This is a genomic window from Klebsiella sp. CN_Kp113, assembly GCF_040064585.1.
GTDB classification, from domain to species: domain Bacteria; phylum Pseudomonadota; class Gammaproteobacteria; order Enterobacterales; family Enterobacteriaceae; genus Klebsiella; species Klebsiella michiganensis.
Genome location: NZ_JBEAID010000012.1, coordinates 40,332 through 63,948, shown reverse-complemented (window position 1 = coordinate 63,948; position 23,617 = coordinate 40,332). Strand labels below are relative to the sequence as shown.

19 protein-coding genes are annotated in these 23,617 nt (G+C 58.5%); 11 read left to right on the top strand and 8 right to left on the bottom strand.

Annotated elements, in window-relative coordinates:
* Nucleotides 1-27 precede the first annotated feature (27 nt).
* From ppnN to ABLV30_RS06120, 4 genes are all read left to right on the top strand, one after another.
* Nucleotides 28-1,395: a nucleotide 5'-monophosphate nucleosidase PpnN gene (gene ppnN, locus ABLV30_RS06135; protein ID WP_004853652.1), complete on the top strand. Its 1,368-nt coding sequence runs from the start codon at nucleotides 28-30 to the stop codon at nucleotides 1,393-1,395.
* A gap of 544 nt (nucleotides 1,396-1,939) precedes the next feature.
* Nucleotides 1,940-3,229 (top strand): HAAAP family serine/threonine permease, encoded by a 1,290-nt coding sequence (locus ABLV30_RS06130; RefSeq protein WP_004124376.1) that lies wholly within the window; start codon nucleotides 1,940-1,942, stop codon nucleotides 3,227-3,229.
* A gap of 50 nt (nucleotides 3,230-3,279) precedes the next feature.
* The gene (locus ABLV30_RS06125) at nucleotides 3,280-4,647 is read left to right on the top strand and encodes an L-serine ammonia-lyase (protein WP_032751051.1); all 1,368 of its coding nucleotides are present in this window, start codon (nucleotides 3,280-3,282) and stop codon (nucleotides 4,645-4,647) included.
* A gap of 147 nt (nucleotides 4,648-4,794) precedes the next feature.
* Nucleotides 4,795-5,736 (top strand): aliphatic sulfonate ABC transporter substrate-binding protein, encoded by a 942-nt coding sequence (locus ABLV30_RS06120; protein WP_014226608.1) that lies wholly within the window; start codon nucleotides 4,795-4,797, stop codon nucleotides 5,734-5,736.
* Between the two features lie 165 nt (nucleotides 5,737-5,901).
* Here the strand turns inward: ABLV30_RS06120 and ABLV30_RS06115 are convergent, their stop codons facing one another.
* The 3 genes from ABLV30_RS06115 to ssuD form a co-directional block, all read right to left on the bottom strand.
* Nucleotides 5,902-7,308: an LLM class flavin-dependent oxidoreductase gene (locus ABLV30_RS06115; protein WP_014226609.1), complete on the bottom strand. Its 1,407-nt coding sequence runs from the start codon at nucleotides 7,306-7,308 to the stop codon at nucleotides 5,902-5,904.
* Between the two features lie 73 nt (nucleotides 7,309-7,381).
* Nucleotides 7,382-8,779 carry an FAD-dependent oxidoreductase gene (locus ABLV30_RS06110; RefSeq protein ID WP_064358544.1) on the bottom strand — a complete coding sequence of 466 codons (1,398 nt, stop codon included), beginning with the start codon at nucleotides 8,777-8,779 and terminating at the stop codon, nucleotides 7,382-7,384.
* Nucleotides 8,780-8,820: 41 nt separating this feature from the next.
* Nucleotides 8,821-9,993, bottom strand: coding sequence for an FMNH2-dependent alkanesulfonate monooxygenase (gene ssuD / locus ABLV30_RS06105; RefSeq protein WP_109240818.1), 1,173 nt, complete (start codon nucleotides 9,991-9,993; stop codon nucleotides 8,821-8,823).
* Nucleotides 9,994-10,263: 270 nt separating this feature from the next.
* Here ssuD and ABLV30_RS06100 point away from each other — a divergent pair, with 270 nt between their 5' ends.
* Together ABLV30_RS06100 and xni are read left to right on the top strand one after the other, a co-directional pair.
* Nucleotides 10,264-12,207 carry a sigma-54-dependent Fis family transcriptional regulator gene (locus ABLV30_RS06100; RefSeq protein ID WP_064374718.1) on the top strand — a complete coding sequence of 648 codons (1,944 nt, stop codon included), beginning with the start codon at nucleotides 10,264-10,266 and terminating at the stop codon, nucleotides 12,205-12,207.
* Between the two features lie 109 nt (nucleotides 12,208-12,316).
* The gene (gene xni / locus ABLV30_RS06095; protein ID WP_265800379.1) at nucleotides 12,317-13,072 is read left to right on the top strand and encodes a flap endonuclease Xni; all 756 of its coding nucleotides are present in this window, start codon (nucleotides 12,317-12,319) and stop codon (nucleotides 13,070-13,072) included.
* Nucleotides 13,073-13,369: 297 nt separating this feature from the next.
* On the opposite strand, the gene fucA is transcribed toward xni, so the two are convergent.
* Nucleotides 13,370-14,017, bottom strand: coding sequence for an L-fuculose-phosphate aldolase (fucA, locus tag ABLV30_RS06090; RefSeq protein ID WP_004853673.1), 648 nt, complete (start codon nucleotides 14,015-14,017; stop codon nucleotides 13,370-13,372).
* 560 nt (nucleotides 14,018-14,577) lie between these two features.
* Here fucA and fucP point away from each other — a divergent pair.
* The 5 genes from fucP (at nucleotide 14,578) to fucR (ending at nucleotide 20,408) form a co-directional block, all read left to right on the top strand.
* A complete protein-coding gene (fucP, locus tag ABLV30_RS06085; protein WP_348865571.1) occupies nucleotides 14,578-15,888 on the top strand; it encodes an L-fucose:H+ symporter permease in 1,311 nt (436 codons plus the stop codon).
* A 31-nt stretch (nucleotides 15,889-15,919) separates the two neighbouring features.
* Nucleotides 15,920-17,695 carry an L-fucose isomerase gene (fucI, locus tag ABLV30_RS06080; RefSeq protein ID WP_025108016.1) on the top strand — a complete coding sequence of 592 codons (1,776 nt, stop codon included), beginning with the start codon at nucleotides 15,920-15,922 and terminating at the stop codon, nucleotides 17,693-17,695.
* A 102-nt stretch (nucleotides 17,696-17,797) separates the two neighbouring features.
* Nucleotides 17,798-19,216: an L-fuculokinase gene (fucK, locus tag ABLV30_RS06075; protein WP_032751058.1), complete on the top strand. Its 1,419-nt coding sequence runs from the start codon at nucleotides 17,798-17,800 to the stop codon at nucleotides 19,214-19,216.
* A 1-nt stretch (nucleotide 19,217) separates the two neighbouring features.
* Nucleotides 19,218-19,640, top strand: coding sequence for an L-fucose mutarotase (gene fucU, locus ABLV30_RS06070; protein WP_014839391.1), 423 nt, complete (start codon nucleotides 19,218-19,220; stop codon nucleotides 19,638-19,640).
* 57 nt (nucleotides 19,641-19,697) lie between these two features.
* A complete protein-coding gene (gene fucR / locus ABLV30_RS06065) occupies nucleotides 19,698-20,408 on the top strand; it encodes an L-fucose operon activator (protein ID WP_025108018.1) in 711 nt (236 codons plus the stop codon).
* A 55-nt stretch (nucleotides 20,409-20,463) separates the two neighbouring features.
* Here the strand turns inward: fucR and rlmM are convergent, their stop codons facing one another.
* The 4 genes from rlmM to ABLV30_RS06045 form a co-directional block, all read right to left on the bottom strand.
* On the bottom strand, nucleotides 20,464-21,564 hold the full coding sequence (gene rlmM, locus ABLV30_RS06060) for a 23S rRNA (cytidine(2498)-2'-O)-methyltransferase RlmM (RefSeq protein WP_265800378.1): 1,101 nt from the start codon (nucleotides 21,562-21,564) through the stop codon (nucleotides 20,464-20,466).
* Complete coding sequence (locus tag ABLV30_RS06055; protein WP_004853688.1) at nucleotides 21,557-21,952, bottom strand: DUF423 domain-containing protein; 396 nt, start codon at nucleotides 21,950-21,952, stop codon at nucleotides 21,557-21,559. The genes rlmM and ABLV30_RS06055 overlap by 8 nt, the downstream gene beginning before the upstream one ends.
* Nucleotides 21,953-21,971: 19 nt before the next feature.
* Nucleotides 21,972-22,889, bottom strand: a complete 918-nt coding sequence (gene gcvA, locus ABLV30_RS06050) for a glycine cleavage system transcriptional regulator GcvA (RefSeq protein WP_004114967.1) — start codon at nucleotides 22,887-22,889, stop codon at nucleotides 21,972-21,974.
* Nucleotides 22,890-23,242: 353 nt separating this feature from the next.
* Nucleotides 23,243-23,467 carry a YgdI/YgdR family lipoprotein gene (locus tag ABLV30_RS06045; protein ID WP_014226620.1) on the bottom strand — a complete coding sequence of 75 codons (225 nt, stop codon included), beginning with the start codon at nucleotides 23,465-23,467 and terminating at the stop codon, nucleotides 23,243-23,245.
* Between the last annotated feature and the right edge of the window lie 150 nt (nucleotides 23,468-23,617).

Here is a 23,617-nt window from a genome sequence, read left to right as displayed (position 1 = left end):
ACGATAATCGTCCTGTAAGGAGTTCACTTGATTACACATGTTAGCCCGCTTGGTTCAATGGATATGCTGTCGCAGCTGGAAGTGGATATGCTTAAACGCACCGCCAGCAGTGACCTGTATCAACTCTTTCGCAACTGCTCGCTTGCTGTGCTCAACTCGGGGAGCCTGACCGATAACAGCAAGGAGCTTCTGTCTCGTTTTGAAAACTTCGATATTAACGTGCTGCGTCGCGAACGCGGCGTGAAGCTGGAACTGATCAACCCGCCGGAAGACGCTTTCGTTGACGGGCGTATTATCCGTTCCCTGCAGGCCAACCTGTTTGCCGTACTGCGCGATATCCTGTTCGTCTACGGCCAGATCCACAACACCGTTCGCTTCCCGAATCTCGATCTTGAAAGCTCGGTGCATATCACCAACCTGGTATTCTCCATTTTGCGTAACGCCCGCGCCCTGCACGTCGGCGAAGCGCCAAACATGATTGTCTGCTGGGGCGGCCACTCGATTAACGAAAACGAATATCTGTACGCCCGCCGCGTCGGCACCCAGCTGGGCCTGCGCGAACTGAATATCTGTACCGGCTGTGGACCGGGCGCGATGGAAGCGCCGATGAAAGGCGCCGCGGTCGGCCACGCGCAGCAGCGTTACAGAGACAGCCGCTTTATCGGTATGACCGAGCCGTCGATTATCGCCGCCGAGCCGCCGAACCCGCTGGTGAACGAACTGATCATCATGCCGGATATCGAAAAACGCCTGGAGGCGTTCGTGCGCATCGCCCACGGCATCATCATCTTCCCGGGCGGCGTGGGCACGGCGGAAGAGCTGCTCTATCTGCTGGGCATTTTGATGCACCCGTCGAACAAGTCGCAGGTTCTGCCGCTGATTCTCACCGGGCCAAAAGAGAGCGCCGATTATTTCCGCGTGCTGGATGAGTTTATCGTCCATACGCTGGGTGAAGCCGCCCGTCGTCACTATCGCATTATCGTTGACGACGCCGCGGAAGTGGCCCGGCAGATGAAAAAAGCGATGCCGATGGTGAAAGAGAATCGCCGCGAGACCGGCGACGCCTACAGCTTCAACTGGTCGATGCGCATTGCGCCGGACCTGCAGATGCCGTTCGATCCGACCCATGAGAATATGGCCAACCTTAAACTCTATCCGGACCAGCCGGTGGAAGTGCTGGCAGCGGATCTCCGCCGCGCCTTCTCCGGTATCGTCGCCGGTAACGTTAAAGAGGTGGGTATCCAGGCTATCGAGAAATTCGGCCCGTATAAGATTCACGGCGACCCGGCAATGATGCGCCGCATGGACGATCTGCTGCAGGGCTTTGTGGCGCAGCATCGTATGAAGCTGCCGGGCGGCACCGCTTACATCCCCTGCTACGAAATCTGTTCCTGAGTTCTCTTCTCCTCTTCTCCCGGGCGGCGGCTTACGCCCCCGGGCTATTTCTCCCCGCCCGGGCGGCACTCTTTCTCCGCTTTTTCGCTTCTCCATTCGCCCGTATGCTTTCCAGATAAATCATTCCTTTTATGAATTTTTAGCATCGCCTTTACAAAAGCCAATCGTTTGCGTTTCCAAAAACTGCAATAAATATCACCAGGAAAAACGCCTTTTAACGTAAAAACGTCGAGAACTTCGCATTTTTACAGTAAAAACCTCGTTATTACGTCGCGCCACTATTCTCTCATATGCTGAAAATGATAGCCTCCGCGCCACAAATCTCTGGCTGATCACCAGAAACAGGCTGTTGGACTAAAATTGCTTACATTTAAAGTGGATTATTGCATTTGAGATCGCGATCACTGATGCATTCACCATATAAATGTATCTTCCCGCACCAATTGTTACGGATAAAATGCCTAAAAAACCGTAAACAAACGAATTTCATATTATTTGGTCTTTTTTATTCAATAGATTTTGTTGCTTCCTCCAGGAGATACAGATGGAAACCACTCAAACCAGCACCATCGTTTCGGATGCTACCCGTAGCGGTTGGCGTAAGACGGACACCATGTGGATGCTGGGCCTGTACGGCACGGCTATCGGCGCGGGCGTCCTGTTTCTGCCGATCAACGCCGGCGTCGGCGGCATGATCCCGCTGATCATCATGGCGATTCTGGCCTTCCCGATGACCTTCTTCGCCCACCGCGGGATGACCCGTTTCGTGCTGTCCGGTAAGAATCCGGGCGAAGACATCACTGAAGTGGTCGAAGAGCATTTCGGCGTTGGCGCAGGTAAGCTGATTACCCTGCTCTACTTCTTCGCCATCTACCCGATTCTGCTGGTCTACAGCGTGGCGATCACCAACACCGTGGAAAGCTTTATGCTGCACCAGCTGCACATAACGCCGCCGCCTCGCGCCATTCTTTCCCTGATTCTGATTGTCGGCATGATGACCATCGTGCGCTTCGGCGAGCAGATGATTGTGAAAGCGATGAGCGTGCTGGTGTTCCCGTTCGTGGTCGCGCTGATGATTCTGGCCTTTTATCTGATCCCGCAGTGGAACGGCGCGGCGCTGGAAACCCTCTCCCTGAGCAGCGCGACCGCGACCGGCAACGGCCTGTGGATGACCCTGTGGCTGGCGATTCCGGTGATGGTGTTTTCTTTTAACCACTCGCCGATCATCTCCTCCTTCGCCGTCGCGAAACGCGAAGAGTACGGCCAGGGCGCAGAGAAAAAATGCTCCAGCATTCTGGCCCGCGCGCACATCATGATGGTGCTGACCGTCATGTTCTTCGTCTTCAGCTGCGTACTGAGCCTCTCCCCGGCGGATCTGGCGGCGGCGAAAGATCAGAACATCTCGATTCTGTCTTACCTGGCGAACCACTTTAACGCGCCGATCATCGCCTGGATGGCGCCGATCATTGCGATGATCGCCATCACTAAATCCTTCCTTGGCCACTACCTGGGCGCTCGCGAAGGCTTTAACGGCATGGTGATTAAATCCCTGCGCGGTAAAGGCAAGTCCATCGAAATCAATAAACTGAACAAAATCACCGCCCTGTTCATGCTGGTCACCACCTGGATTGTGGCGACGCTGAACCCCAGCATCCTCGGGATGATCGAAACCCTGGGCGGCCCGATTATCGCGATGATTCTGTTCCTGATGCCGATGTACGCGATTCAGAAAGTCCCGGCGATGCGTAAATACAGCGGCCACGTCAGCAACGTTTTCGTGGTGATTATGGGCCTGATTGCTATCTCCGCGATTTTCTACTCTCTGTTTAGTTAATATCCCCCGCGCCGCCTGACGGCGGCGCTCCCGACAGCACTGGATGCATCATGATCAGCGTATTCGATATTTTTAAAATCGGCATTGGCCCTTCCAGCTCCCACACCGTTGGACCGATGAAAGCGGGCAAACAATTCACGGACGATCTTATTGAGCGCGGGCTGCTTTCCGAGGTAACCAAAGTCGTCGTCGATGTCTACGGCTCCCTTTCCCTGACGGGAAAAGGCCACCATACCGATATCGCGATTATTATGGGCCTGGCGGGCAACCTGCCGGATACCGTCGACATCGACGCGATTCCCGGCTTTATCCAGGACGTCAACACCCATGGCCGCCTGATGCTGGCAAACGGCCAGCAGGAAGTGGCGTTCCCGGTCGATCAGTGCATGAATTTCCACGCCGACAACCTGTCGCGGCATGAAAACGGCATGCGTATTACCGCCCTCGGCGGCGAGAAGGTTCTCTACAGCCAGACGTATTACTCCATCGGCGGCGGGTTTATCGTCGATGAAGACCATTTCGGCGTGACCCGCGAGGCGCCGGTCGCCGTACCTTATCCGTATAAAAACGCCGCAGATCTGCAGCGCCACTGCCGCGAAAGCGGGCTATCGCTCTCCGGGCTGATGATGCAAAACGAGCTGGCGCTGCACAGTAAAGAAGCGCTGGAGCAGCATTTTGCCGCGGTCTGGGAAGTGATGAGCAGCGGAATTGAGCGCGGCATCACCACCGAGGGGGTTCTGCCGGGCAAGCTGCGGGTGCCGCGTCGCGCCGCCGCGCTGCGCCGGATGCTGGTAAGCCAGGACAACACCAACAGCGACCCGATGGCGGTCGTTGACTGGATTAACATGTTCGCCCTGGCGGTTAACGAAGAGAACGCCGCCGGCGGACGCGTCGTGACCGCGCCGACCAACGGCGCCTGCGGTATCGTACCTGCGGTGCTGGCCTACTACGACAAGTTCATCCGCAAAGTGAACGCCAACTCGCTGGCGCGCTATATGCTGGTCACCAGCGCCATTGGCTCGCTCTATAAGATGAACGCCTCGATTTCCGGCGCCGAAGTGGGCTGCCAGGGTGAAGTCGGCGTAGCCTGTTCAATGGCGGCGGCCGGTCTGGCTGAACTGCTTGGCGGCAGTCCGGGTCAGGTATGCATCGCGGCGGAAATTGGTATGGAGCACAACCTCGGTCTCACCTGCGATCCGGTTGCCGGCCAGGTGCAGGTGCCGTGCATCGAGCGTAACGCTATCGCAGCGGTCAAGGCGGTCAACGCCGCGCGTATGGCCCTGCGCCGCACCAGCGAGCCGCGGGTGTGCCTCGATAAAGTCATCGAGACCATGTACGAAACGGGCAAAGATATGAACGCCAAATATCGTGAAACCTCGCGCGGCGGCCTGGCAATGAAGATTGTCGCCTGCGATTAACGCCCCCTCCCGGTATGCTGCGGCATGCCGGGCTTCCTTTCCCTGCCCTCCTCCTTCATTTATGTTATATAAATGATAATTTAGTTATTTATTAGTTATAAAGACGATTTGTTACCTTACGGAAAAACCGCTCAAGGAGAACAAATCATGCTCAGATTATCCCGCCCGGCGCTGCTGCTACTGCTTGCAGGCTTATCCGCTTCCGCGCTGGCGAAAGCGCCGGAGACCGTGAATATCGGTTATCAGAAAGCTAATATCTTCGCGCTGCTTAAATATCGCGGCACCCTCGATGAAAGCTTCAAAAAGCAGGGTATCGCCGTCCGCTGGATTGAATTTCCCGCCGGGCCGCAGATGCTGGAAGGGCTGAACGTCGGCAGCATCGACCTCGCCGCCACCGGCGATGCGCCGCCGGCCTTTGCTCAGGCGGCGCAGGCGGATCTGGTCTATTTAGCCCACTCCCCGGCGAACCCAAAAACCGAGGCCATCGTGGTGGCGGAAAACTCGGCAATTAAGAGCGTGGCCGATCTTAAGGGCAAGCGCGTGGGGCTCAATAAAGGCTCCGACGTAAACTACCTGCTGGTGACCGCGCTGGAGAAAGCCGGGCTGAGCTATAAAGATATCACGCCGGTCTATCTGCCGCCTGCTGACGCCCGCGCCGCCTTCCAGCGCGGCGCTATTGACGCCTGGGTTATCTGGGATCCGTTCCTCGCCGAAGTGGAAACGAACGCCAAAGCGCGACAGATTGGCAATGCCGAAGGGCTGGTGCCGCACTACACCTTCTACCTGGCCAGCCGCAAATTTGCCGACACCTATCCGGATACCGCAAAGCAGGTGGTGGATGAGCTGGGTAAACTGAGCGAATGGGCCAACAGTCATCAGGACGATGCCGCCGGGATCCTCTCCACCTCAACCGGGCTGGATAAGGCTATCTGGCTGAAGACGCTGGCGCGTCTGCCTTATGGCGCCGAGCGTATGACGCCTGCGGTCTATAACGAACAGCAGGCGCTGGCGGATACCTTCACCCGTATCGGCCTGCTGCCGGTGAAAGTCGATGTTCGCAGCGCGACCTGGTCGCTGGATAAGCAGTAAGTCTTCCCTTCCCGGGTCGCGGCGCAGGCGCCTTACCCGGGCTACCGGCCCGCAGACGGCGGTGGATCCGTAGCCCGGACAGGCGCGTCAAGCGCCGCCTCCGGGGAAAAACCTCCCGCCCCATAGTTCAGCCCTCCCCCTTCGGGGAGAGGGGGACCGGCAAAATTAACTCACCTTTTCTTCACTTCCGACCGCGACCTGCGCGCCGTAGCGATAGCCTGCGCCCGGATGCGGCGCAGCCAGCCGCGGGCCGGCGCCAAACAGCTTCTCGCGCAGGGTTCCCTCGCGATACTCCTGCTTAAACACGCCGCGCTTTTGCAGCTCCGGAACCAGCAAATCCACCACGTCGCGGAAGGTTTCGTGGGTCACCGCATAGGCGAGGTTAAACCCATCGACGTCGGTCTCTTCGACCCAGGACTGCAGCTCATCGGCGACCGTCTGCGGGCTGCCGACCACCAGCGGCCCGAAGCCGCCGATCCCCGCCCAGTCCGCCAGCTTCTGCACGGTCCACTGGCTGTTCGGATCGGCGGTGGAAAACGCCTCTACCATCGACTGAATCGCGTTGGTATGCAGATACTCCAGCACCTGATCCGGCTGATACTGACCAAGGTCGATGCCGGTCCAGCCGGAGAGCAGAGCCAGCGCCCCTTCGTAGCTGACGTACGGTTTATACTCCTGCCATTTAGCCTGAGCTTCACGGTCGGTTTCGCCGACGATGACCGTCTGCATATTGAAGATCAGGATGCTGCGCGGATCGCGCCCGGCCTCCTCGGCGCGACGGCGAATATCCGCCACCGTCTTTTTCAGCAGCACTTTCGACGGCGCGCCGACAAATACGCACTCCGCGTGGCCGGCGGCGAACTGCTTGCCGCGGCTGGAGGCGCCCGCCTGATAGAGTACCGGCGTACGCTGCGGCGACGGCTCGCAGAGGTGGATCCCCGGCACCGAGAAGAAGTTCCCCTGATGGTTAATCGGGTGAATTTTTCGCGGATCGCTGAAGATCTTACGTTCCCTGTCGCGCAGCACCGCGCCATCCTCCCAGCTCCCCTCCAGCAGCTTATAGACCACCTCCAGATATTCATCGGCATAGTCGTAGCGGGCGTCGTGGTCGGTCTGCGCTTTCTGGCCAATATTACGCGCCCCGCTCTCAAGATAGGAGGTCACGATATTCCAGCCCACTCGCCCCTTGGTCAGATGGTCGAGGGTTGAAAGACGGCGGGCGAACGGATAGGGATGCTCAAAAGAGAGCGAAGCGGTCAGGCCGAATCCCAGATGCTCCGTCACCAGCGCCATCGGCGTAATCAGCGCCAGCGGATCGTTGACCGGCACCTGCGCCGCCTGGCGGATCGCCGCATCGCCGTTGCCGTTCAGCACGTCATAGACTCCCAGCACATCAGCGATAAATAGCCCGTCAAACTTGCCCCGCTCCAGCAGACGCGCCAGGTCGACCCAATACTCGAGGTCTTTATACTGCCAGGAGCGGTCGCGCGGATGGGCCCACAGCCCCGGCGACTGATGGCCGACGCAGTTCATATCAAAAGCGTTCAGACGAATTTCACGTTGTGATGACATAGCACTCTCCACGGCGCGCCCCGCTGTCGGGACGCGCGCATAATCATTAAAGGAATCAGGGGATAAAAGGCGTTCAGAACGCCGGACATCGGGCGGATTGTTTGACGCCCAGGGTCCGCAGCGCTTCGTCGGCCACGGCGGCGGCATGGTCGGCCACCTGCGGCAGCCCCATTAATTCTCCGAAATACGCCCGCGCGGCGGGTCCGGAAACCAGCAGATTGGGCGTAATCCGCCCTTCCCGGCCAATCGCCCGCGAGCGGCGATCGACGTCCAGGCCAAGGCCGAACGCATCGGCGCGAATCAGCCCACGCTGGCTCAGCTGACGCAGCAGCGGCTGGCTGTCGGTCAACCCGCCGTGCGCCGGGCCGGTGGTTAAAATAAAGTGGTCAGCGCTCACCCGCAGCGTTTCACCGCGCCGGGGAGCCAGGGTTAGCGCCAGCTTTTGCGCGTCGCCTTCCAGCGCCGTCAGCCTGGCCGCCAGCACCCGCAGGCTGCCGTCGCGCTGGCGCTGCTCAAGGACCCCGGCGACCTGCGGAGCGATACGGTAGCGGTGAACGTCCCAGTAGCTGCGCAAATGACGCAGGAAGCGCTTGCGATCGGCCACCGTCAGCCCCTGCCAGATGCTCTGCCCCTGATTACGCACCGCGTCCAGCACCACCTGCCAGGCCTGTCCCTGCTCCGCCGCGCGCTCGATATCCAGACGGATTTGCCGCAGCCGCTGGCGCAGCGTTCCGCGATCGTATTCGCCAGGCCAGGGTTCACTACTGCCGCTGAGATTGCTGCGGGACAGCAGCCCGCGGCGTGAAAATGCCGCGATCGGCCCCCGATGGCCCAGACGCGTCAGGGTCGCGACGGTGTCCGCCATCGTCAGGCCGGTGCCCATGACCGCGACGCTCGCTTCCGGGGCGATAGTTGCCAGCACGCCCGCTCGCCAGGGGTTAGCGATGAGCGCCGGATGCGTTGCGAACGGCGTCGCCAGCGACGGCAGCGACGGCGGCGGATGGCTGATGGCCAGCACCAGCAGATCGGCCTGCAGCCGACGCCCGCCGTCGGTGACAACTTCACCATGATTAACGCTCAGCGCCTGCTCGCGCAGATGCGTCAGCCGCCCGCCGCTGGCGCGCGCCTCCTCGGCGAAACGCTGGGCGACATAGCGGCCAAACTGACCGCGCTGCGGATAGACCGCGCCATCTGCCAGCAGGGCATGCGGGTCATCCGCAAAGGCGGGCTGGCTGCGGTACCAGCGATCGAACGCGCCCTCCTCTTCACCGGCAAGCTGCATCCGCGCGGCAGGAACGTTAATCCGATGGCTCGGTTCGGTCGTGGAGTAGGCCACGCCCGCGCCGGGCACCTCGCGCGGCTCCAGCAGCGTGACCCGCACGCCAACCGGCGCCAGGCGCAGGAGATGAATCGCCACCGCCGCACCGCTAAATCCGCCGCCGACAATCACCACGTGCGGTTCAGTTTGCATAGCCCACCGCCTTCACAAATCGGTGTAACATACGCGCCTCCTCAGCTTGCGCTGACCTGTTTCACCGGACGCTTATCGCCGCCGATGGTTTCGCCAAACGGGCCGGTATTGACGCTACGCGCCTTCGGCTGATCGTGGCCTGCCAGCGGCAATAGCGGCATGACCAGGTCAGCGAAACGATGGGCTTCTTCCAGATGCGGGTAGCCGGAGAAGATAAAGTTGGTGATACCGAGCGCCTGATATTCACGAATGCGTTCTGCCACCTGCTGCGGATTGCCGACCAGCGCCGTCCCGGCCCCGCCGCGCACCAGCCCCACGCCCGCCCACAGGTTCGGCGCAATACGCAGATTGTCGCGCGATCCTTTATGCAGCGAACTCATTCGCGCCTGGCCGGTGGAGTCCATACGGGCAAAAATTTTCTGCGCCTGGGCGATAGTTTCGTCATCAAGGTGTGAAATCAGCCGATCGGCGGCGGACCACGCCTCCTCTTCGGTTTCGCGAACAATCACATGCAGACGAATCCCGTACTGCAACGTGCGGCCCCGGGCGGCGGCGCGCTCGCGCACTATCGCCAGCTTTTCGGCCACCAGCGCCGGCGGCTCCCCCCAGGTCAGGTAGGTATCGATTTGATCGGCGGCGACGTCGATGGCTTCCTCAGAGGAGCCGCCAAAAAACAGCGGCGGGCCGTTTTCCTGTACCGGCGGAAACAGCACTTCCGCGCCTTCCACGTGGATATGCTCGCCGTGATAATCCACCTTTTCACCTTTCAGCAGGCGCGAGTAGACGTCGAGAAATTCGCGGGTGACCTGATAGCGTTCGCCGTGGCTGAGGAAAATACCGTCGCCTTTGTTCTCCACCGGATCGCCGCCGGTCACCACGTTAATCAGCAGCCGACCGCCCGACAGGCGGTCGAGCGTCGTCGCCATCCTCGCCGCCAGCGTCGGCGGCTGCAGGCCCGGACGAACGGCCACCAGATAGCGCAGGCGGCGGGTCAGCGGTGCCAGCGCCGAGGCCACCAGCCAGGAGTCTTCGCAGCTTTTCCCCGTTGGGATCAGCACGCCGTAGTAGCCGAGGCTGTCGGCCGCCAGCGCCACCTGCTGCAGGTAAGGCAAATCAACCGGGCGTCCGCCCTCCGAGGTGCCCAGGTAGCGGCCATCGCCGTGGGTGGGCAGAAACCAGAACACGTTGATTTTATCGTCGGTTTTTTGCGTCATTATCCATTTCCTATATAACCATATCCGATATTTATCGAAGAGTTGTTTTAATTTGGTTATATGAGTGTTAGCGATAATCGTGCCAATGGTGAATAAAAAATTAACAATATAAATTCAGTGAGTTACAGAAAACCGAACCTTACGCCGCTGTTGCAAATGCCGCAGCCAATGCGTCCGGACTGCGGCATTTGCAACAGACCGGCGAGTTAGCCCTCTGGTTTCCGTCCCCGGCACAGGATAACTTCAGGACATCAAATACCGGAGGTCACCATGCTGAATCCTGAATTTCCATCCTCTACGCCCGCGCTGATCGACCCGGCGTCAAAAGCGTTTCAGAGCCTGCTGGATAAACTGGCCCCCACCGAGGCGACCGTGCTGATTGTCGGCGAAACCGGCACCGGTAAGGAGGTCGTCGCCCGCTACCTGCATCACCATAGCCCGCGCCGCCACCGGCCGTTTCTGGCCGTCAACTGCGGCGCGCTCAGCGAAAGCCTGGCGGAAGCGGAGCTGTTCGGCCATGAAAAAGGGGCGTTTACCGGCGCGGTACAAGGCCATCCCGGCTGGTTCGAGGCGGCGGAGGGCGGCACCCTGCTGCTCGATGAAATCGGCGAGCTTAGCCTGCCGCTTCAGGTCAAACTGCTGCGCGTTCTGCAGGAGCGCGAAATCACCCGCGTCGGCTCGCGCAAGGCCATTAAGGTGGACGTGCGGGTGATCGCCGCCACCCACGTGGACCTGATGCAGGCCATCCGCGAGCGTCGTTTCCGCGAAGACCTCTACTATCGCCTGAATATCGCCCTCGTCCCGCTGCCGCCGCTGCGCCAGCGTCGCCAGGATATTCCCGTACTGGCGGACCATTTTCTCTCGCTCTACGCCCGCCGCCTGGGCCGCCCGGCTCGTCGTCTGGCCCCGGAGACGCTGGCAAGGCTGATGGAGTACCCCTGGCCGGGTAATATTCGCGAGCTGGAAAACACTCTGCATAACGCGGTATTGCTGAGTAAAGAAGAGGAGATCGGCCCCGCCCAGCTGCGGTTGACGACGCTGAACAATGAGCCCTCGGCGGCGGGCGATAATGAGCTCGACGATTTTATTCGTCGTCAGCTTTCCCTGCCGGGCGAGCCGCTGTGGGAGAGGGTCACCGGGGCGTTGATACGCGGCGCGATGGCCCACAGTGACGATAATCAAAGCCAGGCCGCGGCGCTGCTCGGTATTAGCCGCCACACGCTGCGCACGCAGCTGGCCAATTTTGGCATCATTAAAAGCCGCCGCCGTCAGGAGCCTCTCTTCGGCGCGGCGGTCAACAGCGTCTCTCGCGACCGGGAATTGCGCATCGGCTTCCAGCGCTTCGGCAATCTTGGCATCCTGAAAGCGCGGCAAAGTCTCGAGCAAGCCTTTGCCAGCCGCGGCGTCAGCGTGCTGTGGAGCGAATTCCCCGCCGGGCCGCAGCTGCTGCACGCCCTCGCCTGCGATGAGATCGATTTTGGCACCACCGGCGAAGCGCCGCCGGTTTTCGCTCAGGCGAGTAACGGCGAGCTGGTCTACGTCGCCTGGGAGCCGCCCGCTCCGCAAAGCGTGGCGATGGTCGTCCCGCAGCACAGCGACATTCGCACCATTGCCGACCTGCGCGGCAAGCGTATCGCGCTGAATAAGGGCTCTAACGTGCACTGGCTGCTGCTGCATATCCTGGAAGAGGCCGGGCTGGCATTAAACGACGTCAAAGTGGTCTATATTCCGCCGAAATATCCGCTGACCGCCAGCGATTACCTGGCGGTGGACGCCTGGATGATGTGGGATCCGCTGCTCAGCGACGCGGAATATAGCGGCGAATTACGGGTTGTTGCCAGCGGCGAGGGGCGCGTCAATAATCACCAGTTCTACCTGTCGCGCCGCGACTACGCCAGCCGCAATAGCGATATCATGCAGCGCCTGTTAGCCGAGCTGGCGCAGACCGGCCAGTTTATTGACCGGCACCGGGAGCAAGCCGCCGGACTGCTCTCCGCCGAACTGGGGCTTAACGCCGCCTCACTGACGCGCGCCTTATCGCGCCGCAGCCATCGTCCGCGGCCGATGGATCTCAACGTGATTCGCGCCCAACAAAGTATCGCCGATCGCTTTTACGCCCTGGGGCTTATCCACAAACCGGTTTCGGTGCGCGAGGCGGTCTGGTACGGCGAAGCCACCAATAGCGATCTCGGCCTGCTGATGCACGTTGATTAGCCGGAAACTGCGAGTCATCTTCCTGATTTCCCTGGCGCCAATAGCCTCATCCGCGCGGCGATGTTACCCTGAAAGGCACTGCAATAAGAGCCTATTTATGAGGATATCCGTGGCCGTTCATCTGTTAATCGTCGACGCACTTAATCTGATTCGCCGCATCCACGCGGTGCAGGGGTCACCCTGCGTCGACACCTGCCTGCATGCGCTTGAACAGCTGGTGGTCCATAGCCAGCCAACCCACGTGGTGGCGGTATTTGATGATGAAGACCGCGGCCACGGCTGGCGACATCAGCGTCTGCCCGATTATAAAGCCGGGCGCGCGCCGATGCCGGAGACCCTCGAAGCGGAAATGCCGGCGCTGCGGGCGACGTTTGAGCAGCGCGGGTTTCGCTGCTGGGCGCTCAGCGGCAGCGAAGCCGACGATCTTGCCGCGACCCTGGCGGTCAAAGTGGCGCAGGCCGGCCATCAGGCAACCATCGTTTCAACCGACAAAGGCTACTGCCAGCTGCTGTCGCCAACGATCCGCATCCGCGACTATTTTCAGAAGCGCTGGCTTGATGCGCCGTTTATCGCCAAAGAGTTCGGCGTGACGCCGGAACAGCTGCCTGACTACTGGGGGCTGGCGGGCATCAGCAGCTCAAAGGTTCCCGGCGTGGCGGGCATTGGGCCGAAAAGCGCCGCCCAGCTGTTAACCGATTTTCAGGATCTGGAAGGGATCTACGCGCGGCTGGCGAACGTGCCGGAGAAGTGGCGCAAGAAGCTGGAAGAACAGAAAGAGATGGCCTTCACCTGCCGGGACATCGCGCGCCTGCAAACCGATTTACAGCTGGACGGCAACCTGCAGCAGCTGCGGCTGGCCCGGTAGCGCCGGGCCGCGGTGCGCGCGGCTTCCCGGAGGCGATGCTGCGCATCTGTCCGGGCTACCGGACCGCAGACGGTGAGCGCATTCCCCGGGTCGCGGCTTACGCCTTACCCGGGCTACCGCAGACGGCGGAATACCTGTAGCCCGGGCAAGGCGCGTCAAGCGCCGCCCCCGGGAGCAAAGCACAGAGGGACAGCCCGTAGTCCGGCTAAGCGCAGCGCAAGCCGGGGAATAACAGCGCCGGGGTATCAGCCCAGCACATCTCCCGGAAGCAGCCTGCAGAAGCCTTCGCTTACGGCATCACTCTTCGATACGCAATCCGTAGGTTTTGAATTTCTCCAGCACGATAGCAATGGCCTCGTCGCCAAGAACCGGCACCGGGTCGGTGATGGCCAGAGTGCTGAGATAAAGCTGCGCCAGCACCTCAACTTCATGCGCCAGCCACAGGGCCTTCTCCAGATTCTCTTCACAAGCGATCAGGCCATGGTGCTGCAGCAGCGTCGCTTTGCGGTTTTTCAGCGCCACGGCCACATGCTCAGACAGCTCGCGGGTACCAAACGTGGCGTAGGGCGCACAGGGGATAGAGTTGCCGCCCGCCGCCGCAATCATATAGTGAATGGCGGGAATGGGACGATTGAGGATCGACACCGCCGTAGAGTGAACCGCATGATTATGTACCACCGCGTGAGCATCAGGCCGCGTCTGATAAGCCGCCATATGAAAACGCCACTCGCTGGACGGCAGTTTGCCCTGTTCATGCTGACCTTCGGCATCGATATACACAATGTGCGCTTCCGTCAGCTTTTCGTAAGGAATACCCGTTGGCGTGATCAGCATCCCCCCTTGATAACGCACGCTCACGTTACCGGCGGTTCCCTGATTTAACCCCAGGCGGGTCATTTCCAGGCAGGTATCAATAATCTGCCGGGCCAGTCTATTTCGTTCCATTCTTTACCTCTCTTTATGATGCGCAATGCGACAACAGACGGCTCGCCGGAGATGACGCTCCGACGCTGTTGAATAGCTCAAATAATTACTCACCATCATCATCCCGAATAAGCAGAAAGGAATTTACATCCGCCGGTTCTGTGATTCCTCTCACTTATTTCAGTATAAAAACAACCGTTCATTGATTTTTGCTTTCTGAAAAATGCCCGTTCTTACTAATAGATTTAAAAACGGGCATTTTACTGATAGTTTTAACAACTGCCCGTTTTCCACATAATAAAATAAATCGGTCATCGACCCTGTGGGTTTTACAATTAACTTTCTCAAACGGTCATGTTTTTCTGATTATTAAGGTGATGATAATCACATAAAACCACCGAGTGGATACGAAGTGTGACCGCTATCATATTAAAAGGCTTTTTTAATTTGAAAATGAATTCATGAGTTCACTCCGTGATGTTTATTTCACTGTTGATGTCGTCACAAGAGCTCGCCTGATTTTTGCGGTCTGGTGGGCATAAGCCGGCTGCTGAACACGCTTCTGAACCAATGAGGATGCTATGGGAAACACAACAATACAAACGCAGAGTTTTCGTGCGGTAGAGACGGGGCAAAGCAAGCGCTACATTATTCCCTTCGCCCTGCTGTGCTCGCTGTTTTTTCTTTGGGCGGTCGCAAATAATCTCAACGATATTTTATTACCACAATTTCAACAAGCCTTTACCTTAACCAACTTCCAGGCTGGACTGATTCAATCCGCCTTTTATTTCGGCTATTTCGTCATTCCCATTCCGGCCGGAATTTTGATGAAAAAGTTAAGTTACAAAGCCGGCATTATTACCGGACTGTTCTTATATGCTTTTGGCGCCGCGCTATTCTGGCCCGCCGCTGAGGTTATGAATTACACCTTATTCCTGATTGGCCTGTTTATTATTGCTGCAGGCTTAGGGTGTTTAGAAACCGCGGCAAACCCGTTTGTTACCGTCTTAGGACCAGAAAGCGGCGGTCACTTCCGGCTTAATCTTGCCCAAACGTTTAACTCGTTTGGCGCCATTATTGCGGTGGTTTTTGGGCAAAGTCTCATTTTGTCTAATGTGCCGCATCAATCGCAGGATGTGCTCGATAAAATGGCTCCGGAGCAGCTTAGCGCCTATAAACACAGCCTGGTGCTCTCGGTGCAAACCCCGTATATGATCATCGTCGCGGTTGTCTTACTGGTCGCTCTGTTGATTATGTTGACCAAATTTCCGGCCCTGCAGAGCGACGACCATAGTGACGCCAACCAGAGTTCCTTCTCCGCTTCCCTTGCTCGCCTGGTCCGCGTTCGCCACTGGCGCTGGGCGGTGCTGGCGCAGTTCTGCTACGTCGGCGCGCAAACCGCCTGCTGGAGCTATCTGATTCGCTACGCTATCGAAGAGATCCCCGGCATGACGCCCGGTTTCGCCGCCAACTATCTGACCGGCACGATGGTGTGCTTCTTTATCGGCCGCTTCTCCGGTACCTGGCTCATCAGCCGCTTCGCGCCGCATAAAGTGCTGGCAGCCTATGCCCTGATCTCGATGATCCTGTGCCTGATTTCCGCTTTCACCGGCGGCCACGTGGGTCTGCTGGCCCTGACGCTGTGCAGCGCCTTTATGTCGATTCAGTATCCGACCATCTTCTCGCTGGGCATCAAAAACCTCGGGCAGGACACCAAATACGGCTCCTCTTTTATCGTCATGACCATTATTGGCGGCGGGATTGTCACCCCGGTGATGGGCTTTGTCAGCGACGCCGCCGGCAACATCCCCACCGCGGAGCTGGTCCCGGCGCTGTGCTTTGCCGTCATCTTCATCTTTGCCCGTTTCCGTTCGCAAACGGCAGCTAACTAAATATTTATCCGAATAACGTGAGGAATCTGGAATGAAAAAAATCAGCTTACCGAAAATTGGCATCCGCCCGGTGATTGATGGACGCCGCATGGGGGTGCGCGAGTCGCTGGAAGAGCAAACCATGAATATGGCGAAAGCCACCGCCGCGCTGATCGCCGAAAAACTGCGTCACGCCTGCGGCGCGCAGATTGAGTGCGTCATCGCCGACAGCTGCATTGCGGGCATGGCAGAATCCGCCGCCTGCGAGGAGAAATTCAGCAGCCAGAACGTCGGCGTCACCATTACCGTGACTCCGTGCTGGTGCTACGGCAGCGAAACTATCGATATGGACCCGCTGCGGCCAAAAGCCATCTGGGGCTTTAACGGCACCGAGCGCCCCGGCGCGGTTTACCTGGCGGCAGCGCTGGCGGCCCACAGTCAGAAGGGTATTCCGGCGTTCTCCATTTATGGTCACGACGTGCAGGACGCCGACGACACCTCTATTCCGCCGGATGTCGAAGAAAAACTGCTGCGCTTTGCCCGCGCCGGCTTAGCGGTGGCCAGCATGAAGGGCAAAAGCTATCTTTCCGTCGGCGGCGTGTCGATGGGGATCGCCGGTTCTATCGTCGATCACAACTTCTTCGAGTCCTGGCTCGGTATGAAAGTGCAGGCGGTGGACATGACCGAACTGCGCCGCCGCATCGACCAGAAAATCTATGATGAAAGCGAGCTGGAAATGGCGCTGGCGTGGGCGGATAAAAACTTCCGCTACGGCGAAGACCAGAACGCGCAGCAGTATAAGCGCAACGCCGAACAGAGCCGCGCGGTGCTGAAAGAGAGCCTGCTGATGGCGATGTGCATCCGCGACATGATGCAGGGCAACAAGAAGCTGGCGGAAAAAGGGCTGGTCGAAGAGTCGCTGGGCTACAACGCCATCGCTGCGGGCTTCCAGGGCCAGCGCCACTGGACCGATCAATACCCTAACGGCGATACCGCCGAAGCGCTGCTCAATAGCTCGTTCGACTGGAACGGCGTACGCGAACCCTTCGTCGTCGCCACGGAAAACGACAGCCTCAACGGCGTGGCGATGCTGATGGGCCACCAGCTGACCGGCACCGCCCAGGTGTTTGCCGACGTGCGCACCTACTGGTCGCCGGACGCGGTTAAACGCGTCACCGGCCAACCGCTCACCGGACTGGCGGAACACGGCATTATCCACTTGATTAACTCCGGTTCAGCGGCGCTGGACGGCGCCTGCAAACAGCGCGATGCGGAAGGCAAGCCAACCATGAAGCCGCACTGGGAAATCAGCCAGCAGGAGGCCGACGCCTGCCTCGCGGCCACCGAATGGTGCCCGGCGATTCATGAATATTTCCGCGGCGGCGGCTTCTCCTCCCGCTTCCTGACCGAAGGCGGCGTGCCGTTCACCATGACCCGCGTGAATATCATCAAAGGCCTCGGCCCGGTACTGCAGATTGCCGAAGGCTGGAGCGTAGAGCTGCCGAAAGCGATGCATGACCAGCTGGATGCCCGCACCAACTCCACCTGGCCCACCACCTGGTTTGCGCCGCGCCTGACCGGTAAAGGCCCGTTCTCCGACGTCTACTCGGTGATGGCGAACTGGGGCGCTAACCACGGCGTGCTGACCATCGGTCACGTTGGCGCCGACTTTATCACCCTGGCGTCGATGCTGCGGATCCCGGTGTGCATGCATAACGTAGAAGAGGCGAAAATCTACCGCCCCTCCAGCTGGTCTGCGCACGGGATGGATAGCGAAGGCCAGGATTACCGCGCCTGCCAGAACTACGGCCCGCTGTATAAACGTTAAAAATGCCTGATGGCGCTGCGCTTATCCGGCCTACGGGACGGTATCATCCGTAGGCCGGATAAGGCGTTTACGCCGCCATCCGGCAACGTCTCGGGAGAGATTATGAAGAATGAAGTCATCCTGGTCCTCGACTGCGGCGCCACTAACGTACGGGCGATTGCCGTTGACCGCCAGGGGAATATTATCGCCCGCGCCGCAACGACCAACGCCAGCGATATCGCCGTGGAGAACAGCGCCTGGCACCAGTGGTCGCTGGAGGCGATCCTGCAACGTTTCGCCGAGTGCTGTCGGCAAATTGCCGACCCGCTCTCATCCTGCACGGTTCGCGGCATCACGGTCACTACCTTCGGCGTCGACGGCGCGCTGGTGGATGAACAGGGCAAGCTGCTCTATCCGGTCATCAGCTGGAAATGTCCGCGTACCGCGGCGGTGATGGACAATATCGGCCGCTATATGCCCGCGCAGCAGCTCCAGCAGATCTCCGGCGTCGGCGCATTTGGTTTCAACACCCTGTATAAGCTGATATGGCTGAAAGAGAACCACCCGCAGCTGCTGGAGCAGGCCCACGCCTGGCTGTTCATCTCCTCGCTTCTCAACCAGCGTCTGACCGGCGAATTCACGACCGATATCACCATGGCGGGCACCAGCCAGATGCTGGATATCCACCAGCGGGATTTCAGCGCGCAGATTCTGCAGGCCACGGGATTGCCGCGCCGCCTATTTCCCCGGCTCGTTGAAGCGGGCCAGCAGATTGGCACGCTGCGGAGCGATGCCGCGAAAATGCTGGGTTTAGCCGTCGGCATTCCGGTTATCTCCGCCGGGCACGACACCCAGTTCGCGCTGTTTGGCGCGGGCGCGGAGCAGGATGAACCGGTGCTGTCGTCCGGCACCTGGGAAATTCTGATGGTGCGCAGCGCCCAGGTAGACACGTCGCTGCTCAGCCACTATGCGGGCTCCACCTGCGAGCTGGATTGTCAGCCGGGACGCTATAACCCCGGCATGCAGTGGCTGGCCTCCGGCGTGCTGGAATGGATACGCCAGCTGCTGTGGACGCCTGAAACGCCGTGGCAAACGTTGATTGAAGAGGCCCGGGCCCTCCCCCGCGGCGCTCAGAAGGTGAAGATGCAGTGCGACCTGCTATCCAGCCCAACCGCAGGCTGGCAGGGCATAACGCTGAATACCACCCGCGGTCATTTCTACCTCGCCGCGCTGGAAGGATTAGCCGAACAGCTGGCGCACAATCTGCAAACGCTGCAGCAAATCGGCCACTTCAAAGCCCGCGAGCTGCTGCTGGTCGGCGGCGGCAGCCGCAACGCGCTGTGGAATCAGATCAAAGCCAACAGGCTGGAGATCCCCATTAAAGTACTCGATGACGCCGAAACCACCGTCGCCGGCGCCGCCATGTTTGGCTGGTATGGCGTCGGTGAATTCAGCAGCCCGGAGCAGGCCAGAGCGCAGGTGAGCTACCGGTATCGTTACTTTTACCCGCAAACCGAACCCGAACTGATTGAGGGAGTATGAGATGCTAAAAACGATTTCCCCGTTGATTTCCCCGGACCTCCTCAAAGTGCTGGCGGAAATGGGGCATGGCGATGAGATTATTTTTTCCGATGCCCACTTCCCGGCCCACAGCATGGGCCCACAGGTCATTCGCGCCGACGGCCTGCGGGTGAGCGACCTGCTGCAGGCGATTATTCCGCTGTTTGAGTTAGACAGCTACGCTCCGCCGCTGGTGATGATGGCCGCCGTGGAAGGCGACGTCCTCGACCCTCAGGTAGAAACGCGCTATCGCGAGGCGCTTTCCGGCCCCGCGCCCTGCCCGGAGATCGCCCGCATCGACCGCTTTGCTTTCTACGAGCGGGCGCAAAAAGCCTTTGCGATCGTTATCACAGGTGAGCGCGCTAAGTACGGGAATATTCTTTTAAAAAAAGGAGTAACGCCGTAATCTCATGCCGGAGCGCCCGTCTGATGCGGGCGCTCAGCGAACGCCAGGGTGAGAAAAATGAAAGCGGCACGACAGCAAGCGATACTAGACCTGCTCATTAACCATAACAGCCTGACCACCGAAGCCTTATCGCTACAGCTTAACGTCAGCAGAGAAACCATTCGCCGCGATCTCAGCGAGCTCCAGTCCCAGGGGAAAGTGCTGCGTAACCACGGTCGGGCAAAAGTCATTCACCGGCAAAGCCGTGACAGCGGCGACCCTTTTCATATCCGTCTGAAAAGCCACTACGCGCACAAAGCGGACATCGCCCGCGAGGCGCTTGCGTGGATAGAAGAGGGGATGGTTATCGCCCTTGATGCCAGTTCCACCTGCTGGTATCTGGCCCGCCAGCTGCCGGATATCAACCTTCACGTCTTTACCAACAGCCAGCCGATTTGCCAGGAGCTCAGCAAGCGAGAGAATATTCAGCTTACCTGCTCCGGGGGTACGCTCCAGCGAAAATACGGCTGCTACGTCAGCGCGTCGCTTATCTCACAGCTCAAAGCGCTGGAGATCGACCTGTTCATTTTTTCCTGCGAGGGCATCGACAGCGACGGCGCGCTCTGGGACTCAAATACGGTGAACGCCGAGTTCAAATCGCTGCTGCTTAAGCGAGCGTCGCAATCGTTATTGTTGATTGATAAGAGCAAATTTAATCGTTCAGGGGAGGCGCGGATCGGCCATCTGGATGATGTGACGCATATCGTTTCGGACGTGTCGCAGTCGTAACGGCTATTGCAGCGCCGGATAGCGGCTTAACACCCTATCCGGCCTACAGATCAAACTAGCGTTCGTCGCGACGTCCGCCGACGGCAGCCCACAGGCGACGAACGTGAACCGTCACCTCTTCGCGATCGTGATACAGCTGGCGCGCCTGGATTTGCGCGTTGATGCCGTGCTCGTCCAGCTGTTCCTGAATATAGGCCAGGTTGCGCGACAGCTCTTCGTAGCGTTTTTTCATCGGCAGCTTCAGGTTAAAGATGGTTTCCCGGCACCAGCCGTTCACCAGCCACTGGGCCATCAGCGCCGCCACTTTCGCCGGTTTCTCCACCATATCGCACACCATCCACGAAATGTTGTTGCGCGTCGGGCGATACTTGAAGCCATCTTCACGCAGCCAGGTCACCTGGCCGGTATCCATCAGGCTTTGCGCCATCGGACCGTTATCCACCGAGGAGACCCACATATTGCGTTTCACCAGCTGATAGGTCCAGCCGCCGGGACAGGCGCCGAGATCCACCGCGTACATACCGTTCGCCAGACGCTCGTCCCACTCATCCGCCGGAATAAAGACGTGAAACGCCTCCTCCAGCTTAAGGGTCGAACGGCTCGGCGCATCGGACGGGAACTTGAGGCGCGGAATGCCCATATAGAACGGCGAGTTGTTGTTAGACAACGAGTAACCGGTATAGCAGCAGCCGGGGGCGATAAAGAACACGTGGACCACCGGACGCTTTGGCGTTTCATAGTTGGTCAGCACGCCCGCTTCGCGCAGCGCCGCGCGCAGCGGTACCGTAAACTTGCGGCAGAACTTCATCAGCTCTTTGCTTTCGTTGGTATCGGCCACTTCAACGCGCAGCTCGCCGCCCTTCTCCACCACGCCCTGCAGCATACCGACGATCGGGGAAATCCGCTCTTCCGGCGGCAGGTCGCGCAGCAGTTCGCCAACCACAAACATCTGGCGGGCAAACACCAGCGAGCTGAACGGCAGTTCGCGTACCAGCTTTTCGCCATCTTCGGCCTGGTAGCACTCAAAAATCACATAGCCGGAGTCGTCTTTGACCCGGGCAAAACCAAACACCTCAAGGCGCGAGGCCTTATCGGTAATTTCTGCTGCGCACTCTTTCTCAAACCCAGGGCGACAATAGAGGACAACTTTATTCATGAACAACGCCCTTACGTTTCAGACGAATTGCACCAATTAACATTAATATCCAACCGGCAAGGAAGCAGACGCCCCCAACCGGCGTAACGAACGCCCACAGGCGTAAATGCGAGAGCGCCAGACAGTAGAGGCTGCCGCTAAAAAGAACGGTACCGAGCGCCATAAAGACGCTGCTCCAGTAAAACCAGATGCTGATGCGGCGCTGCATCGCCACCGCCAGGCCAAAAATAGCCAGCGTATGGAATGCCTGATACTGCAGGCCGGTGTGGATCCAGCCCATTTCCGCAACGCCCATCGTTTTACTTAAAACGTGCGCGCCAAACGCGCCCAAAGCCACAAAGATAAAACCGCTTATCGCGGCGAATATCAGCATAAAACGGCTGGTCATGTGTTTACCCTACGATGATTTATTGTTCATAACGAAAGCGAAATTTTTCTTGTTCATTAGCCGCTTTTGCCAGAATCCACTGGCGGAAGGCGGCTATTTTACCCAGTTCTGCCTGACTGTCATGACAAACGAGATAAAACGCATTCTTACTGACCAGAACATCATTAAACGGGCAGACCAAACGGCCCGCCTCAATCTCGGACTGCGCCATCACATTGTTGGCCAGCGCGACCCCCTGTCCATGGATTGCCGCCTGCAGCACCATTGCGCTGTGGCTAAATATCGGTCCCTGTTGAACATTAATATGGTTTAGACCTAACTGGCGGGTATAAGTTTGCCAGTCGCGGCGGGAAGCATCGTGCAACAGGGTATGTTGCGCCAGATCGGCAGGCGTTTTCAACGCTTTATCGCCGGTGAGCAACAGCGGTGAGCACACCGGGAGCAGATATTCGGCGTACAGCTTTTCCACCCGCAGCCCCGGCCAGTTGCCGCGGCCGTAAAAAATCGCCACGTCGACATCGTCGGCCAGCTTATCCTCCTGACGGTCCACGGCCTGGATCCTGACGTCGATTCCCGGATAAGCTGAGTTAAAGCTTGTGAGCCTTGGCACCAGCCACTGAATGGCAAAACTGGGGAGCATACTGACGGTTAGGGCCCCTTTTGCGCTTCGGGCCTGAAGCTTGCGGGTCGCTTCGGTGAGCTGCGAAAAAATCTCTTTGATATCCTGAAAATAGCTCTGCCCCTCCTCCGTCAAAAGAAGAGAACGATTGCGTCGACGGAACAGCTTGAGGCCGAGGAAATCCTCCAGGGACTTGATTTGGTGGCTGACTGCGGCCTGCGTCACAAAAAGCTCATCGGCGGCGCGAGTGAAGCTAAGATGGCGGGCGGCTGCATCAAAAACACGTAATGCATTCAGAGGTGGCAAACGCTTGGACATAGTTATTCTGGCTTAGATGTTAAGGCAATTTAACAAACAGGAAACAATAGTTAACCTATTAGTTTTTTTTATCTGAGCTATTATAATTTGTCCGTTGAGCTTCTACCAGCAAATACCTATAGTGGCGGCACTTCCTGAGCCGGAACGAAGAGCTTTTTTTGGAATGCGTGTTCCAACAAGCTTTTGGCTTACGGTTGTGATGTTGTGTTGTTGTGTTTGCAATTGGTCCGGGTTTGCGGACCATGGTAGCTCAGCTACCCCTTTTCACTTCCTGTACATTTACCCTGTCTGTCCATAGTGATTTAATGTAGCACCGCACTGCGCGGTGCTTTTTTTTGCCTGCTATACCGAAATCACTTATCCAGCTCGCCCAGCTGTTTTACGTCAGAACGGTTAATCTGCTGCTTGTTACCCCAGGCATCTTTGTACGAAATCATGCCAGTATCATTATCCGTTTGCGGTTTGCCGTCGGTCACGATGGTGCGCCCATCGTTGGTATGCATCACGTAGTTGGAGGAGCAGGCGCTCAGGCCAAAGGTCAGCACACAGGCAGAAATAATTGCGGCAGTCTTATTCATTTTCATCTTTCTCTCCTTTCGACTATTTATAATGTTTATGATTCGTTCTGTACCAGGTTAAAACGCAAACCCAACACTATTCAGCATAACTATCTTTTACCCACCCGAAGTCATATTCAGAAAATTCCAGTCGTTAGCAGAAACCTTGTA

Coding starts and splice junctions, on each gene's coding strand:
- fucR (WP_025108018.1), top strand. CDS start 19,698: ATGAAAGCGGCACGACAGCAAGCGATACTAGACCTGCTCATTAACCAT.
- fucU (WP_014839391.1), top strand. CDS start 19,218: ATGCTAAAAACGATTTCCCCGTTGATTTCCCCGGACCTCCTCAAAGTG.
- ABLV30_RS06115 (WP_014226609.1), bottom strand. CDS start 7,308: ATGTCATCACAACGTGAAATTCGTCTGAACGCTTTTGATATGAACTGC.
- ABLV30_RS06125 (WP_032751051.1), top strand. CDS start 3,280: ATGATCAGCGTATTCGATATTTTTAAAATCGGCATTGGCCCTTCCAGC.
- fucI (WP_025108016.1), top strand. CDS start 15,920: ATGAAAAAAATCAGCTTACCGAAAATTGGCATCCGCCCGGTGATTGAT.
- ABLV30_RS06130 (WP_004124376.1), top strand. CDS start 1,940: ATGGAAACCACTCAAACCAGCACCATCGTTTCGGATGCTACCCGTAGC.
- gcvA (WP_004114967.1), bottom strand. CDS start 22,889: ATGTCCAAGCGTTTGCCACCTCTGAATGCATTACGTGTTTTTGATGCA.
- fucA (WP_004853673.1), bottom strand. CDS start 14,017: ATGGAACGAAATAGACTGGCCCGGCAGATTATTGATACCTGCCTGGAA.
- rlmM (WP_265800378.1), bottom strand. CDS start 21,564: ATGAATAAAGTTGTCCTCTATTGTCGCCCTGGGTTTGAGAAAGAGTGC.
- ABLV30_RS06100 (WP_064374718.1), top strand. CDS start 10,264: ATGCTGAATCCTGAATTTCCATCCTCTACGCCCGCGCTGATCGACCCG.
- ABLV30_RS06055 (WP_004853688.1), bottom strand. CDS start 21,952: ATGACCAGCCGTTTTATGCTGATATTCGCCGCGATAAGCGGTTTTATC.
- ABLV30_RS06120 (WP_014226608.1), top strand. CDS start 4,795: ATGCTCAGATTATCCCGCCCGGCGCTGCTGCTACTGCTTGCAGGCTTA.
- fucP (WP_348865571.1), top strand. CDS start 14,578: ATGGGAAACACAACAATACAAACGCAGAGTTTTCGTGCGGTAGAGACG.
- fucK (WP_032751058.1), top strand. CDS start 17,798: ATGAAGAATGAAGTCATCCTGGTCCTCGACTGCGGCGCCACTAACGTA.
- ABLV30_RS06110 (WP_064358544.1), bottom strand. CDS start 8,779: ATGCAAACTGAACCGCACGTGGTGATTGTCGGCGGCGGATTTAGCGGT.
- ssuD (WP_109240818.1), bottom strand. CDS start 9,993: ATGACGCAAAAAACCGACGATAAAATCAACGTGTTCTGGTTTCTGCCC.
- ABLV30_RS06045 (WP_014226620.1), bottom strand. CDS start 23,467: ATGAATAAGACTGCCGCAATTATTTCTGCCTGTGTGCTGACCTTTGGC.